Below are 15,611 nucleotides of genomic sequence, written 5' to 3'. Positions count from 1 at the left end.
TAGACTCACTGAAACCGCTGGCTTGTTATCGGGAAATAGCTTCGACTTCGATTAATGCGAGGTCTTTTTTACGCAGAACCAGGTTTACGCGTCGGGTTTCGATATGAACAGGATCACCCAGCGGGGCCACGCGCACGACCTGGAATGACGAGCCAGGTAACATGCCTAATGACAGCAGTTTTTGCCGATAAGCCGGGCTAATTTCACGGGTGAAGCCGGTAATTTTCCATGCACTGTCGGGAGTAAATTGCATAGTGCCTACTTAAAGAAGGAAAGGTTAAATAATCAACAATACGATGGTAATGAGAATTGTTTTTATCATCAATACATAAAATGTGACGGGATGCTAACGCGGGTATTAATTTGAAGGGGAATTGACCTGGCGCAATATTTAATGCAATTGGGTGTCACGCAGAATTAACATATTTGTTAATAAACTGATGAGGGTTGGTTTAAATACGGATATGCAATCGGTTTCATATTAGCCATTATTTTGCAGGCTAATTAATTTTCCCTCACGCTCTCAAAAAGAGAGGGTGAGGGAATTAACGACGTTACTTTTTCTTGCCCATTGCGGCTGCCAGCGCATCCATCATGGCGCTGTTACCCGCAGGCTGAGAATCACGGCCACGTGGTTTTGCGGCTTTGGCCGCAGGACGCTGCTGTTCGCGAGCGCCCCCGCCGTTGCCACGGCGCGCATTGGTTTCACCCGGTTGCTCGTCCAGACGCATGGTCAGGGCAATACGCTTACGTTGCAGGTCAACTTCCAGCACTTTCACTTTCACGATATCGCCCGCTTTGACCACGGTGTGTGGATCTTCAACGAACTTATCGGCCAGCGAAGAGATATGGACCAGGCCATCCTGATGCACGCCGATATCAACAAACGCACCAAAGTTGGTGACGTTAGTGACCGCACCTTCCAGTACCATGCCCGGCAGCAGGTCGTTCATGGTTTCGACGCCTTCAGCAAAGGTCGCGGTTTTAAACTCAGGACGCGGATCGCGGCCAGGTTTTTCCAGCTCTTTGATGATGTCGGTCACCGTCGGTACACCGAACTGTTCGTCGGTGAAATCAGCCGCTTTCAGGTTGCGCAGGGCGCTGTTGTCACCCATCAACTCTTTCAGCGCCTGTTGAGTGGCAGCCAGAATGCGCTCGACCACCGGATAGGCTTCCGGGTGCACGGTTGAGGCGTCCAGCGGGTTATCGCCGTGGTTGATGCGCAGGAAGCCCGCGCATTGCTCAAACGCTTTCGGCCCCAGACGGCTGACTTTCAGCAGCTGCTGACGGTTCTGGAACTGACCGTTCTCGTCACGCCAGGCGACGATGTTCTGCGCCATCATACGAGTTAAGCCCGCCACGCGGGTCAGCAGGGGAACGGAGGCGGTATTCAGATCTACACCGACGGCGTTAACGCAGTCTTCCACGACCGCATCCAGCTTGCGCGCCAGCTGCGTCTGGCTGACATCGTGCTGGTACTGGCCCACACCGATGGATTTCGGGTCGATCTTCACCAGCTCCGCCAGCGGGTCTTGCAGGCGGCGGGCAATAGAAACAGCGCCGCGCAGGGAAACGTCCAGATCCGGGAATTCCTGAGCTGCCAGTTCAGATGCGGAGTAAACAGACGCACCCGCTTCACTGACGATCACCTTCTGGGCAGTGACTTTCGGGAACTGTTTCTGCACGTCGAGGTAGAAACGCTCGGTTTCACGGGATGCGGTCCCGTTACCGATAGCAACCAGTTCAACGTTGTACTTCTCGCACAGTGCCGCAACCGCGACAGCCGCTTTCGCAGCCTGGCCGGTGTGTGGGTAAATGGTGTCGGTAGCCACCAGTTTGCCGGTTCCGTCAACCACCGCCACTTTCACGCCGGTACGCAGGCCCGGATCGAGGCCCATGGTGGCGCGCAGGCCAGCAGGTGCGGCCATCAGCAGGTCGTGCAGGTTACGGGCAAATACGTTAATCGCTTCGTCTTCGGCGCGCTCGCGCACGGTACCCATTAGCTCGGTTTCGAGGTGCATCAGCACCTTGATACGCCACGTCCAGCTCACCACGCCTTTACGCCAGCTATCCGCCGGGGCGTTGTTCAGACGCAGGCCGAGGTGATCGATAATGATCTGCTCGCAGTGGCTCTCTTTTGGCGGCTCATCGAACTGCGGATCGGCATTCAGGGAAAGCTGCAACACACCTTCGTTGCGGCCACGGAACATCGCCAGCGCACGGTGAGAAGGTGTGGTTGAAATCGGCTCGTGGTGATCGAAATAGTCGCGGAACTTCGCGCCTTCTTCCTCTTTACCGCTCACCACGGTTGACACCAGGTGCGCGTTTTTCCACAGATAGTCACGTACTTTAGAGAGCAGCGCGGCGTCTTCGGCGAAGCGCTCCATCAGGATATAACGCGCGCCATCAAGAGTAGCTTTGGTGTCCGCCACGCCTTTGTCGGCGTCGATAAATTTGGCGGCTTCGGTTTCCGGGTCGTGGGATGGGGTGTTCCACAGCAGCTCGGCCAGCGGCTCCAGACCGGCTTCAATCGCAATCTGCCCGCGCGTGCGGCGTTTCGGTTTATACGGCAGATAGAGATCTTCTAATTCGGTTTTGCTCAGCGTGCCGTTAATGGCTTTTTCCAGGTCGCTGGTCAGCTTGCCTTGTTCGCCAATGGATTTGAGGATCGCCTGACGCCGGTCTTCCAGCTCGCGCAGATAACCCAGGCGGGTTTCCAGATTACGCAGCTGAGTATCATCCAGACCGCCAGTGACTTCCTTACGATAACGTGCAATAAACGGCACGGTGTTCCCTTCATCAAGCAGGCGAACGGCAGCTTCTACCTGTTCAGCTCTGGCCTGAATATCACCCGCAATAATGCGGCAGAGCGAATCATTCATCATGGCTTTATCATCTGTTGAGTCGAAAAATCAGGGGATAGTTATACGGGCTGACACGGCAAAATGCCAGCCGTGGAGGGCGCTCTCGGACTATTTAACGTACTCAATCTCATTCACGTACCAGCTGGCTTCGCCGGCAGGTGTCTGCACAACGGCCAAATCGCCCACTTCCTTTTTCAGCAGCGCGCGGGCCATTGGCGAGTCGATCGAGATGTAATCCTTACGACCAAAAATTTCATCGTAGCCGACAATGCGAAAACGCAGGGTATTGCCGTCATCATTTTCAATTTCAACCCATGCGCCGAAGAACACTTTGCCCTCCTGTTGCGGGGAGTAATCGACGATTTTGAGGTTCTCAAGGCATTTGGTCAGGTAACGTACCCGACGGTCTATCTCACGCAGGCGTTTTTTGTTGTACTGGTAGTCAGCATTTTCGCTGCGATCGCCAAGGCTTGCCGCCCAGGTGACTTTTTTGGTCACTTCCGGGCGCTCTTCTCGCCACAGGTAATCCATCTCTTTTTTGAGTTTTTCGTACCCTTCGCGGGTGATCAGGGGCGTTTTCATGGTGTGACCTTCAGACTCGACTTCATTGCAGACGTTGCGCACATTACGTATCAAATATATTAACAGACAGCGTTAATAATGATTTATGTGATGAAATGTGCAGATAAGCTGCTGTTAAATATGCTTTGTAACAATTTCGACTAGAATTTATACCAGAATTAGCTGGTCGAACACGTGCACTTTTTTAGAATACGCTGTTACAAAGACTATCCGAACCTTTGGGAGTACACATAATGCAAGAGAACTACAAAATTCTGGTCGTGGATGACGACATGCGCCTGCGCGCGCTGCTGGAACGTTATCTGACCGAGCAGGGCTTCCAGGTTCGTAGCGTCGCGAACGCTGAACAAATGGACCGTCTGCTGACCCGTGAATCTTTTCACCTGATGGTTCTCGACCTGATGCTGCCTGGCGAAGATGGGCTTTCCATCTGCCGCCGTCTGCGTAGCCAGAGCAACCCAATGCCGATCATTATGGTGACGGCGAAAGGTGAAGAGGTTGACCGTATCGTGGGCCTGGAAATCGGTGCCGACGACTACATTCCAAAACCGTTTAACCCGCGTGAACTGCTGGCGCGTATTCGCGCTGTGCTGCGCCGTCAGGCGAACGAACTGCCTGGTGCGCCGTCTCAGGAAGAAGCGGTTATCGCGTTCGGTAAGTTTAAACTGAATCTCGGTACGCGTGAGATGTTCCGTGAAGATGAGCCAATGCCTCTCACCAGCGGCGAGTTCGCGGTCCTGAAAGCGCTGGTCAGCCATCCGCGTGAGCCGCTGTCCCGTGACAAACTGATGAACCTGGCGCGTGGGCGTGAATACTCCGCGATGGAACGCTCTATCGACGTGCAGATTTCTCGTCTGCGCCGCATGGTGGAAGAAGATCCGGCGCATCCTCGTTATATTCAGACCGTCTGGGGTCTGGGCTACGTGTTCGTGCCGGACGGCTCTAAAGCATGAGGCGAATGCGCTTCTCGCCGCGAAGTTCATTTGCCCGCACGCTGTTACTGATCGTCACCTTGCTGTTCGTCAGCCTGGTGACGACCTACCTGGTGGTGCTGAACTTTGCGATCCTGCCCAGCCTCCAGCAGTTTAATAAGGTCCTGGCGTACGAAGTGCGTATGCTGATGACCGATAAACTGCAACTGGAGGATGGCACACAGCTGGTGGTTCCTCCGGCGTTTCGTCGTGAGATTTACCGCGAGCTGGGTATTTCGCTCTATTCCAATGAAGCGGCGGAAGATGCAGGCCTGCGCTGGGCGCAACACTACGAATTCCTGAGTCAACAGATGGCGCAGCAGCTGGGTGGCCCAACGGAAGTCCGCGTTGAGGTCAACAAAAGCTCGCCGGTTGTCTGGTTGAAAACCTGGCTCTCACCCAATATCTGGGTGCGAGTCCCGCTGACCGAAATCCATCAGGGCGATTTCTCGCCACTGTTCCGCTATACCCTGGCCATCATGCTGCTGGCGATAGGGGGCGCGTGGCTGTTCATCCGCATACAAAACCGACCACTGGTCGACCTGGAGCACGCGGCGCTTCAGGTCGGTAAAGGGATTATTCCACCGCCGCTGCGTGAATATGGCGCATCGGAAGTGCGTTCGGTTACGCGCGCCTTCAACCATATGGCGGCTGGCGTGAAACAGCTGGCGGATGATCGTACGCTGCTGATGGCGGGTGTCAGTCATGATCTGCGCACCCCGCTGACGCGTATTCGTCTGGCTACCGAGATGATGGGCGAAGAGGATGGTTATCTCGCGGAGTCTATTAACAAAGACATCGAAGAGTGTAATGCCATCATCGAGCAGTTCATTGATTACCTTCGCACCGGGCAGGAGATGCCGATGGAAATGGCGGATCTGAATGCGGTGCTGGGTGAAGTGGTGGCGGCGGAAAGCGGCTACGAGCGTGAAATTGATACTGACCTTCAGGTGGGTGAGATTCAGGTACGAATGCATCCGCTCTCCATCAAACGCGCTGTCGCCAATATGGTGGTCAATGCGGCGCGTTACGGGAATGGCTGGATCAAGGTCAGCAGTGGCTCAGAGCTCAACCGCGCCTGGTTCCAGGTTGAGGATGACGGCCCTGGCATTAAGCCTGAGCAGCGTAAGCATCTGTTCCAGCCGTTTGTGCGAGGCGATAGCGCGCGCAGCACCAGCGGAACGGGCTTAGGTCTGGCGATTGTGCAGCGTATTATCGATAACCATAACGGTTTGCTGGAGATTGGAACCAGCGAGCGGGGCGGTTTGAGTATTCGTGCATGGTTGCCGGTACCGGTCACGCGGGGGCAGGTGAAAGAGGGTTAGTGCGGTCTGATGCCCTCACCCCGGCCCTCTCCCACGGGGAGAGGGAGAAAACATTAAAAAAGGCAACTTATGTTGCCTTTTTACTTTTACCTTGGTCCCGCACTCACCAGCGCAGCCCCTGCTGGGGTATCGGTATACTTCTCAAAGTTCTCAATAAACAGCTTCGCCAGCGATTCCGCTTTCTCACGCCATTGTTCTGGTGAACCGTAGGTATTACGCGGGTCAAGGATATGCGTATCCACGCCCGGCAGTTCCGTTGGGATCGCCAGATCAAACATCGGCAGGGTGAAGGTTTCAGCGTCATCCAGAGAGCCATCCAGGATCGCATCGATAATGGCGCGAGTATCTTTGATAGAGATACGTTTGCCCGTGCCGTTCCAGCCAGTGTTAACCAGATACGCCTGCGCGCCGGATGCCTGCATACGTTTCACCAGCACTTCAGCGTATTGCGTTGGGTGCAGTGACAGGAACGCTGCGCCAAAGCAGGCGGAGAAGGTTGGCGTTGGCTCCGTCACACCGCGCTCAGTACCGGCCAGTTTAGCCGTAAACCCTGAGAGGAAGTGGTACTGCGTCTGGCTGGCGGTCAGGCGAGACACTGGAGGCAACACGCCGAACGCATCCGCAGTCAGGAAAATAACCTTCGTAGCATGACCCGCTTTCGACACCGGCTTCACAATGTTTTCGATGTGGTTGATTGGGTAGGAGACACGGGTATTTTCGGTTTTGGATGCATCGTCGAAATCGATGGTGCCATCGGCACGCACGGTGACGTTTTCCAGCAACGCATCGCGACGGATGGCGTGGTAAATGTCCGGTTCGGCTTCCTCAGACAAACGAATCGTCTTGGCGTAGCAGCCGCCTTCGAAGTTAAACACGCCATCGTCATCCCAGCCGTGTTCATCATCGCCAATCAGGCGACGTTTCGGATCGGTGGAAAGCGTGGTTTTCCCGGTACCTGACAGGCCAAAGAACACGGCCACATCACCTTTCTCGCCAACGTTCGCGGAACAGTGCATGGATGCAATGCCCTGCAATGGCAGAAGATAGTTCATCACCGAGAACATCCCTTTCTTCATCTCACCGCCGTACCAGGTACCGCCAATCAGCTGGATACGCTCGGTCAGGTTGAAGGCAATGAAGTTCTCTGAATTCAGGCCTTGTTCTTTCCACTGCGGGTTAGTGCATTTCGCACCGTTCATCACGATGAAATCCGGGGTGAAATCCTGTAATTCTTCGTCGGTTGGACGAATAAACATGTTTTTCACGAAATGCGCCTGCCAGGCCACTTCAGTGATAAAACGGACGGAAAGACGGGTGTCGGCGTTAGCGCCACAGAAGGCATCGATAATGAACAGACGCTTGCCGGAGAGTTGATGGGTGACGAGCCCTTTCAGATGCTGCCAGGTTTCAGGGGAGAGCGGTTTGTTGTCGTTCTTCCCTTTGCCTTTATCTGCCCACCACAGCGTATCGCGGGTGGTTTCGTCGCGGACGATATACTTATCTTTCGGCGAACGACCGGTAAAAATACCGGTATCGACGGCGATAGCACCAAGGTTTGTCAACACACCTCGCTCGTATCCTTCCAGTGCTGGATTGAGCTCTTCCTGATACAGCGTATCGTAATCGGGGTTGTAGACGACTTCCTGGACGTCGTGAATACCATAAGCCTTGAGATCTTGCGGGGTTAAACCAGTAACACGCATATCACTGCTCCTTAGCCAATATGTACTGCCTGAAATTGTAGGGTTTTTCTGTGTTTGTTAACCGCGACGGGGCTCATAGATTTACGTATCTGGACAAAACCCTTGCTAACGGAAAACGCTGCGACTCCAGTCACAGGGCAGGCGGATTATCGCAGGAATCGGTTTTTTGTTGGGGAAAATGTTCTGAAAAGGTTAAACGCTGGTGATTTTAACGGAAGGAATGTGAATGTAATCGCATACATGTAGGAAAATTACGTAAGGGTTACATTGTTAAAAACGATTCAGCTTATGGGGGGATTTTAGCCCCTCACCCAGCCCTCTCCCCAAAGGGGAGAGGGTGTTCAAGTTCCCTCTCCCCTTTGGGGAGAGGGTCAGGGTGAGGGGTAAGAGGATCAGTGAACCTGCGGATCCGCCGGAGAGGCGTTGTTGCGGATCTCGGCGATATCCATTGAATTGAACACGTAGTGCGTACCGCAGTAGTCACAGTGCATATCAATTTCACCGTCTTCGGCCATGATGCTGTCGATCTCTTCATCCGGCAGAGTTTTCAGCGCGCCCGCGCAACGCTCACGGGAACAGGTGCACTTGAACTCCACAGACTGTGGATCGTAAACCGTCACTTCTTCTTCGTGATACAGGCGCCACAGCACATCGGTGGCAGACAGGTTGAACAGCTCTTCTGCCTTGACGGTTTCCGTCAGCGTTGCCAGGTGTTCGAAATCGTTAGTCTGTGCGTCCTGCGCTGGCAGAACCTGTAACAGCATCCCGCCCGCCGCAGGCTGGCCGTCTACTTCACCGGTGCGGATGAACAGACGGGTTGGCAGCTGTTCGGAGCGCATGAAGTAATCTTCCAGACATGCCGCCAGTGTGTCGCCTTCCAGGCCAACAACACCCTGATAACGCTCACCTTCTTCCGGGGAAATAGTGATAACCAGATAGCCATTGCCGACCAGTGTTTTCAGGTCAGCACCTTCCGGTACCTCGCCCTGAACGCGCGCAACCCCACGCATCTGCTGCTGGTTATTGCCGTTGATCACCGCCAGCGTCATTGGGCCATCGCCCTGCAACTGCACGGTGATATCGCCGGCGAATTTCAGCGTCGCGGTCAGCAGGCTGGTGGCAACCAGCAGTTCGCCCAACAGGGTTTTTACCGGCAGCGGGTAGTTGTGGTTTTCCAGAATCTGTTTCCAGGTTTCGGATACGGTCACCAGCTCGCCGCGAACGGCAAATTGTTCAAACAGATAGCGGTGTAATTGGTCGTGTTGGGCCATAATAGTCTCTCGTGCAGGTGAGGGGTTACTCGTTCTCACCGTGTTTAAATTTCATCAGTTCACGGCGCTCTTTTTTATCCGGGCGTCGATCCGGGTGCGGCATGGTCAGCGCATTCATTTTGCGTGCCAGCGCCGTCTTTTCGCGTTTCTCGATGCTCTCTACCGTTTCTTCATAGAGCAAAACGGCTTCGGTTGCGGGCCTGCGCTGTTCGGTAATGGCTTTGATCACTACCGTTCGCTCATCGTTGCCCTGACGCAGCGTTAAGGTGGCATTCAGCTCAACCAGCTTGCTCGGTTTTCCGCGCTGGCCGTTGTAATGCACTTTGCCGCCGTCAATCATCTCTCGGGCAAGTGCGCGGGTTTTATAAAAACGGGCCGCCCACAGCCATTTATCCAGTCTCACCCCTTCAGAGGGTTTTTCTTTCATGGCGACTCCTTCACGGTCAGTGAGGGGATCATCCGGCGATAGTCGTTCAGCCCCGGATGGCGCAGATAGCTTTTTTCAGCCAGGCCAGAATCAGGATTGGTCACGCCCAGGCAGTAGCGAATGCCAAACGTGGCGGCTGAATCCAGAATCGGTTCACTGTCATCAATGAACAGGGTTCTTTCAGGCTGCAAACCTGTCTCTTCTGCAACCGCGTGCCACAACCGTTGATCCTCTTTCGGATAACCAAATGTGTGGGTGGAAAGTAATAAATCAAGGTGTGAAGCAAGACCGGTATGTTCCAGCTTCACGGCCAGATTATGTGGGTGCGCATTAGTCAGCAAAATACGGCGCTTGCCGCTCGCTTTTAGCGCATCCAGGAAGGGCACGGTGTCTTCACGCAGCACGGCACGCGGGCCCTGGGCGGTGGTCATGGCACAAATATCCAGACCGAGGCGCTCGCTCCAGTAGTCCAGACAATACCAGTTTAGCGTATGCTGCACGGCGCTATATTGCGAACGAATGAATTCCTGTGCTTCCGCCGGGGAGATGCCCTGCTGCTGACCATAGGTTTCCGGCACCAGTTTTTGCCAGAAATAGTTATCAAAGGCGAGATCGAGCAGCGTGCCGTCCATATCCAGCAGGACGGTATCAACGTCCTGCCAGGCGATATCAAGATGCATAAGGGGAACTCTCCAGCCAGAAGTTACGTGCGCGACAGGGTAGCACAACTTGTCGCGCAGTGACGTTATCCGATCAGGCTCTCAGGGGCAGGGATGAGTTTGGGATTGAGGCAATTTTCGTAGTATTGCTGGATTTCAGCCAGACGCGTGCGTGAACGCTGATAGCGGCGTACGGCCATAAAACCGTTCCAGAAAATACACACCAGCATCGCTATCATCAGCAGGGATGTTCCAACATAACGCCACAGACCGGCGCTGTCCGGCATCCTGTGCAGGTCGATATGGCGCGTGCCGTTGGCATCGGTAAAGATCCCCGTCACGATCCCCTCGGCGCTGAATGGCGTCTGCATCAGCATCTGTGCCAGGCGCTGAAATTCACCCCATTGCTCCTGGGCAGGATAGTCGTAGAGCGTGATTTGCGGGTACGGCTGATCGACCAGGTCGCTGCCTTCGTCGCTGACAATCAGGAACCCCCCAGGTGCCGGGCTATTCAGTGACTGTGCGGCACGGGCCGTTTCACGAATGACGAACGGCGCGGTAGAGGTTGCCACCAGGTTATCCAGTGATTCAGCACTAACCGGGCGCAGCAGAACGTTCACGCCGTCCAGTCGGCCCGCTTCGGCACGTTTCACCAGCGATTCCCAGTCTTTACTGTTGCCGAGATTCACGAGTGCATTTTTAAGGCGCACACAATCATCGGCCGCGGAGCATAAATCCTGTGTTTTCATCACGATTTCGCCAAAGTCATCCAGCAACACCATGCCGGATTTCTGAATGGCAGAACGCAGCGCAGGGCTGACGCGTGAATCATCATCTGCTTTCGGATGCAGCTGACGGCTTACCGTCTGGGTGAGCGCCGTTGCTTTGCCTACCACATCGGATTCCGGTAGCGGCAGCGGAGCGGCATCGTTCCAGATGATTTGCGAGCAATCAAACGGGGTAAACGGTGAGTTTTGCCGCGTATTCCAGGCGCCCGGGGTATGAATATTACACATCCCGGTTCCTTTCAGCCGCAGCGTATCGCCCACCCGCACACCGGCTTCTTCCAGCTGATTTACGCTGGTGGCTTCCACAGTTTGCGCCCCTTTAATCCACGACAGGGTAAATTTGATGGGCATATCGAGTGGTACGAAGAAAATCAGCATCATAAGCACCGCCGCGGCACCGCCCGCGATAACGGTACTCCGCAGCCAGTGCTGAAGCGGGAAGTTCTTCACCTCGTCATGCAAGGACAAATACCGCCCCTGACGCACGACATGGCGATCGAGATAGATATCGATATCGGTTTTATGCCCTAAATCCTGGGCAATCCACGGCTGCCAGTGGCGCGGATAGATAAGGTCGATAATGCCAAGCGAGATGTTGTTGAGGTGTTCCTGATCATTCTCACCGAACAATCCCCAGCGTTTTGGCGTGCCGCGCAGGCAATGAATTTCGCGTAAGGTGGTTTTGGCCGGAGGCGCAAACAGCCCCCACAGACCCGCCGCCAGCAGTAGCACCGCACTGCCCGCCAGCCACGGAACGAACACGTCCGGCGTCAGCAGGCAGATGAAGAACAGCAGGAAAGAGGCAACGATAAGCACCGCTTCCCGGATGCCATCCGGGCGGCTCAGGGCGAACTCTTCATGCGTCTCCTGACGAATGTTGAGCAGCTCAATTTGCTCTGTCTCTTCACCGCGAATAGACGCCTGGGTTGAACTGGCGCGTTCCAGCGCAAAGCGCGGCGCTTCCTGAACGTATTCGCTAAGGGTATGGCCGTTAAGGGCGATGACCAGCGGCAAGGAGTCGGTATGGATAAGCTCAACGCTGTTTTCATCATTGATGTATTGCTCCCAGAAAGGGGGCAGATGAACTTCAACGGAATCGAGATAGTAACGCCATTTGTTGGGATCGTCGGTGGTGATACCGTAGCGGGTGATTGAGCGCGTTACGCAGATAACGGTATCACTCTGTCCGTTAAGACTGAGCGATACGGGCGCTGCACTGGCCCCCGTTGGCCCGGGCGTCAGCTGCGAGCGATTAAGCGTTTCCAGATAGCTTTCAGCGGCGCTGCGTTCTTCCGGCGAGAGCTTACGCGTATTCGCACCGGCAAATGCGGTTAAAAATGGCAGCCGATATCGACGCTGGATGCGACGCCTGTATACCCACCCTGCAATCAAAGCGCCGGCCAGCATAGCAGCGATAAAAATCAAAATGGTGCTCATGCTTTCCCCATCTTACTTATCTTCTTACAGGTGTAGTCAGTAGCACCTTTAACAATGAATGAGAGTCTGTGGCTGGCTATCGGCAAGTATGGAGTCGAACTTGAGCATTTTGAAGCGCATCCCAGTGATCGATGATGATAGCAAAGCCTGCCATGGCGCGATATCAGCAAATTCCTGGACTTATTTCAACCTCTTGACTTTTGATTTGAAATAAGGATTGATTCTCGTTAGGTTGCATAAATGTAAATAAAGAACGATTGACATTGCCGAAACCGTGCGGCGTATCGCACAATAAACCCAGTTCTCACAGCAAAGACCCATCAAGATGAGCAAACCATTACAAAAACCCACCATTCTGAATGTTGAAACTGTCGCCAAATCGCGCCTGTTTAATGTCGAAAGCGTGGACCTGGAGTTCAGCAACGGTGTGCGTCGCGTTTATGAACGTATGCGCCCCTCTGCGCGCGAAGCGGTGATGATTATCCCCATCATCGACGATCATCTGATTTTAATCCGTGAATATGCAGTGGGAACAGAATCTTACGAACTTGGGTTCTCTAAAGGGCTGATTGACCCGGGCGAAACCGTGTTTGAAGCGGCAAACCGCGAGCTGAAAGAAGAGGTCGGTTTTGGCGCGAAGGAGCTGTCGTTCCTGAAAAAGCTCAGCATGGCGCCATCCTATTTCTCCAGCAAAATGAATATTGTGGTGGCAGAAGACCTTTACCCGGAATCACTGGAAGGTGACGAACCCGAGCCGCTGCCGCAGGTGCGTTGGCCGCTGGCACACCTTCTGGATTTACTCGAAGACCCTGATTTTACCGAAGCCCGCAACGTGAGCGCGCTGTTCCTGGTGCGTGAGTGGCTGAAAGGGCAGGGGCGGTTGTAGTTCATAAAAAAGGACATAAAAAAGGCCGGGTGATACCCGGCCTTTTATTTTGTGCCCGATTTTCACCAGGCATTTGTATCGTTAAAACAGCTCGTGCGTTTCGCCGTTATCAATCATTTCTGTACCCACCTCATGCACCGCCTGTGTGGTTGGCTGTGTGCCTTCGATGAAATACTCTTCACGGCTGTTACCGCCATTGGCGAGCTGCCCGGTGCTTCGGTCGATATTTACCGTCACCACGCCAGGAGGCGGGCTTAACGGCTGTTCCGGCACGCCATCCAGCACGGATTTCATGTAAGCATCCCATGCCGGTTGCGCACTCTTCGCGCCACCTTCATAACCGGAGATTTGATCTTTGATGGCACCTGAGGCTGTTGTGCGACCTAAATCGCGGCGGTGATCGTCAAAGCCGATCCAGACCGATGTGACCACGCCCGGGCCATAGCCTGAGAACCAGGCATCTTTCGAGCTGTTGGTGGTCCCTGTTTTGCCGCCAATGTCGTGACGCTGCAAATCACGTCCGGCACGCCAGCCCGTACCCTGCCAGCCTGGTTCACCAAAGATATTGGTATTCAGCGCGCTCTTAATCAGGAACGACAGCGGCGTGTTGATCACGTGTGGGGCGTACTCTTGCGCACCACTTTGCGCAACCAGTGCCTGATTCGCCTGCTCCAGTTGAGGCTGTGGCACGGTGGAATTCTGCTGCTCCTGAGAAATCGCAACGTCTTCCATGTCCTTGTTCTCAAGCACATTGGATTTAGGCGTGTCACCGTAAATCACCGGAATATCGCACTCGGCACAGGCAATTTTTGGCTTCGCTTCGAACAGCACGCCGCCCTGATCGTTCTCGATTTTACTGATGTAATACGGATCGACCAGGAACCCACCGTTTGCCATGACTGAATAGCCGCGAGCCACCTGAAGCGGGGTAAAGGATGCAGAGCCTAACGCCAGCGATTCGGTATGCACGATGTTCTGCGCAGGGAAGCCGAAGCGTTGCAGGTATTCCGCTGCATAATCAACGCCCATCGCACGCATCGCACGGACCATTACCACGTTTTTCGACTGCCCCAGACCCTGACGAAGACGAATCGGTCCTGCATATTCCGCCGGGGAGTTCTTCGGCTGCCAGTCAGAGCCAGCGCCTGCATCCCAGCGAGAAATTGGCACATCGTTGAGGATACTGGCGAGCGTCAGCCCTTTGTCCATCGCTGCGGTATACAGGAATGGCTTGATGTTAGAACCCACCTGACGCAGCGCCTGGGTGGCGCGGTTAAATTTGCTCTGGTTGAAATCGAACCCACCGACCAGCGCCATTACTGCGCCGTTTTGCGGGTTGATGGATACCAGCGCGGAGTTCACGTCTGGCACCTGCGCCAGCCACCAGGCATCGCCAACCTTGCGAACCCAGATTTGCTCCCCGGTCTGAATGGCATCGGTCACTTTGCGTGGTGTTGCGCCTTGCAGGGTGTCAGAGCGGTATGGGCGCGCCCAGCGAACGCCGTCCATGCGCAGGGATACCGATGTACCGTCTGCCAGCATGACTACGGCTTCCTGTGGATCGGCCTGAGTGACTACGGCCGGCAGCAACGGACCATACGTTGGCAGTGCTTTCAGCGAATGGGTAATTTTTTTGCTGTCCCATGCGCTTTCGCCCACTTTCCACAGCACGTTTGACGGGCCGCGATAGCCGTGGCGCATGTCGTAGTCCATCACGTTATTGCGCACCGCGTCCTGTGCCGCCTGCTGCACTTTTCGGGTGATCGTGGTGTAAACGCGATAGCCATCTTCATAAGCGTTCTCACCGTAGCGGCTCACCATATCCTGACGAACCATTTCCGTGAGATATGGCGCAGAGAACGCAATTTCCGGCGCGTGGTAGTTGGCGTCGATCACGTCGTTACGCGCCTGATCGTACTCGTTCTGGCTGATGTAGCCTTCGCTCAGCATACGTGACAGCACGACGTTACGGCGCGCAGTGGCACGGTCAAGAGAGTAGAGCGGGTTGAACGTGGACGGCGCTTTTGGCAGGCCAGCAATCGTGGCCATTTCGCTCAGCGTGAGCTGATCAACCGGTTTACCGAAGTACACCTGTGCAGCAGCACCCACGCCGTAAGCGCGGTAGCCCAGATAGATCTTGTTCAGGTAAAGCTCAAGGATCTCATCTTTGCTCAGCAGCTGCTCAATGCGGATCGCGAGGAACACCTCTTTGATCTTACGCATCAGCGTCTTTTCAGGGCTGAGGAAGAAGTTACGCGCCAGCTGCTGCGTAATGGTACTTGCCCCCTGAGACGCATGGCCTGAGAACAACGCAACGCTTGCCGCACGGAAAATCCCCACCGGATCGACACCGTGGTGCTCGTAAAAACGGCTGTCCTCGGTCGCAATAAAGGCTTTCACCATAACAGGTGGGATTTGTTTTAAGGTCAGCGGGATACGACGCTTTTCGCCGTATTGCGCCATCAACTCGCCATCGGCGCTATAGACCTGCATAGGGATCTGGAGTCGAACATCGCGAAGCGTGGCGACATCAGGTAGCTGCGGCTCAATGTACTTGTACAAACCATAAATCGAGCCTGCTCCCAGCAGAATGCAACAGGCTGCAAGGATCAATAAATACTTTACGAACTTCACCGGAGATTTCCCATTTGGTTTCACTTGGGCAGTTTATAAACAATCGCGCGGTAGTATAAAGGCA

At 54.6% G+C, this 15,611-nt stretch carries 12 protein-coding genes; 3 read left to right on the top strand and 9 right to left on the bottom strand.

What is annotated here, in order from left to right:
- Positions 1-25 precede the first annotated feature (25 nt).
- The 3 genes from feoA to greB all read right to left on the bottom strand — a co-directional run bounded on the left by feoA (position 26) and on the right by greB (position 3,446).
- Entirely contained in the window at positions 26-253 is a 228-nt protein-coding gene (feoA, locus tag M987_RS04030) for a ferrous iron transporter A (RefSeq protein ID WP_014072118.1), read from the bottom strand.
- Between the two features lie 301 nt (positions 254-554).
- Positions 555-2,885: a Tex family protein gene (locus M987_RS04025; RefSeq protein WP_014072117.1), complete on the bottom strand. Its 2,331-nt coding sequence runs from the start codon at positions 2,883-2,885 to the stop codon at positions 555-557.
- Positions 2,886-2,972: 87 nt separating this feature from the next.
- Positions 2,973-3,446, bottom strand: coding sequence for a transcription elongation factor GreB (gene greB / locus M987_RS04020; RefSeq protein ID WP_014072116.1), 474 nt, complete (start codon positions 3,444-3,446; stop codon positions 2,973-2,975).
- 233 nt (positions 3,447-3,679) lie between these two features.
- On the opposite strand from greB, the gene ompR reads away from it, so the two are divergent.
- Positions 3,680-4,399: an osmolarity response regulator transcription factor OmpR gene (ompR, locus tag M987_RS04015; protein WP_001157751.1), complete on the top strand. Its 720-nt coding sequence runs from the start codon at positions 3,680-3,682 to the stop codon at positions 4,397-4,399.
- Positions 4,396-5,742 carry a two-component system sensor histidine kinase EnvZ gene (gene envZ, locus M987_RS04010; protein ID WP_014072115.1) on the top strand — a complete coding sequence of 449 codons (1,347 nt, stop codon included), beginning with the start codon at positions 4,396-4,398 and terminating at the stop codon, positions 5,740-5,742. Before ompR ends, envZ begins: the two co-directional genes overlap by 4 nt.
- An 86-nt stretch (positions 5,743-5,828) precedes the next feature.
- On the opposite strand, the gene pckA is transcribed toward envZ, so the two are convergent.
- The 5 genes from pckA to M987_RS03985 form a co-directional block, all read right to left on the bottom strand.
- Positions 5,829-7,445, bottom strand: a complete 1,617-nt coding sequence (pckA, locus tag M987_RS04005) for a phosphoenolpyruvate carboxykinase (ATP) (RefSeq protein WP_014072114.1) — start codon at positions 7,443-7,445, stop codon at positions 5,829-5,831.
- Positions 7,446-7,837: 392 nt separating this feature from the next.
- On the bottom strand, positions 7,838-8,716 hold the full coding sequence (hslO, locus tag M987_RS04000) for an Hsp33 family molecular chaperone HslO (protein ID WP_014072113.1): 879 nt from the start codon (positions 8,714-8,716) through the stop codon (positions 7,838-7,840).
- A 25-nt stretch (positions 8,717-8,741) separates the two neighbouring features.
- On the bottom strand, positions 8,742-9,143 hold the full coding sequence (gene hslR / locus M987_RS03995; RefSeq protein WP_014072112.1) for a ribosome-associated heat shock protein Hsp15: 402 nt from the start codon (positions 9,141-9,143) through the stop codon (positions 8,742-8,744).
- Complete coding sequence (gene yrfG / locus M987_RS03990; protein ID WP_014072111.1) at positions 9,140-9,823, bottom strand: GMP/IMP nucleotidase; 684 nt, start codon at positions 9,821-9,823, stop codon at positions 9,140-9,142. Before yrfG ends, hslR begins: the two co-directional genes overlap by 4 nt.
- Positions 9,824-9,888: 65 nt before the next feature.
- On the bottom strand, positions 9,889-12,027 hold the full coding sequence (locus M987_RS03985) for an intracellular growth attenuator family protein (RefSeq protein WP_014072110.1): 2,139 nt from the start codon (positions 12,025-12,027) through the stop codon (positions 9,889-9,891).
- A 325-nt stretch (positions 12,028-12,352) separates the two neighbouring features.
- On the opposite strand from M987_RS03985, the gene nudE reads away from it, so the two are divergent.
- Complete coding sequence (gene nudE, locus M987_RS03980; protein ID WP_014072109.1) at positions 12,353-12,913, top strand: ADP compounds hydrolase NudE; 561 nt, start codon at positions 12,353-12,355, stop codon at positions 12,911-12,913.
- Between the two features lie 81 nt (positions 12,914-12,994).
- On the opposite strand, the gene mrcA is transcribed toward nudE, so the two are convergent.
- On the bottom strand, positions 12,995-15,547 hold the full coding sequence (gene mrcA / locus M987_RS03975) for a peptidoglycan glycosyltransferase/peptidoglycan DD-transpeptidase MrcA (RefSeq protein ID WP_014072108.1): 2,553 nt from the start codon (positions 15,545-15,547) through the stop codon (positions 12,995-12,997).
- Positions 15,548-15,611: the final 64 nt, after the last annotated feature.

The organism is Enterobacter soli ATCC BAA-2102 (assembly GCF_001654845.1).
GTDB classification, from domain to species: domain Bacteria; phylum Pseudomonadota; class Gammaproteobacteria; order Enterobacterales; family Enterobacteriaceae; genus Enterobacter; species Enterobacter soli.
The sequence above is the reverse complement of the archived record's forward strand: the minus strand, read 5'-3'. Positions and strand labels throughout refer to the sequence as shown.